At 44.7% G+C, this 320-nt stretch carries 1 pseudogene; it reads right to left on the bottom strand.

The window, feature by feature from the left end:
• Positions 1-320: pseudogene (locus H6A27_RS14765) on the bottom strand (AAA family ATPase); the annotation flags it as partial.

Here is a 320-nt window from a genome sequence, read left to right as displayed (position 1 = left end):
ATATCATAGGAAGCGGACGTTCCACATCAGCCTTGTAATCTATGAATTCCTCCGGACTGTAGTATCTGCCTGTCAGTTCGTTCATGTTCTCCTTGAAATGGGCAAGCAGGCGGATAAGATACGTCGGAGTGCCGGAACTGAACCAATAGTCACGGATACTTTTCTTGTTGAAAGCATTGAGCAGGCTGAAAGGATTATAAACATCAGTCAGGCTGTCGCTGAAATGATAACCGTCGTATTGTCCTTTCAATCTTTGCATCATCTCTTCCTCCGTACAATGATAAACGGATGCCATATCCCTGACAGGCTCGGAGAAATAA

The organism is Bacteroides caecigallinarum, assembly GCF_016902295.1.
GTDB lineage: Bacteria > Bacteroidota > Bacteroidia > Bacteroidales > Bacteroidaceae > Phocaeicola > Phocaeicola caecigallinarum_A.
Note: the sequence above shows the minus strand (reverse complement) of the source record. Positions and strands in the feature narration are given on the sequence as shown.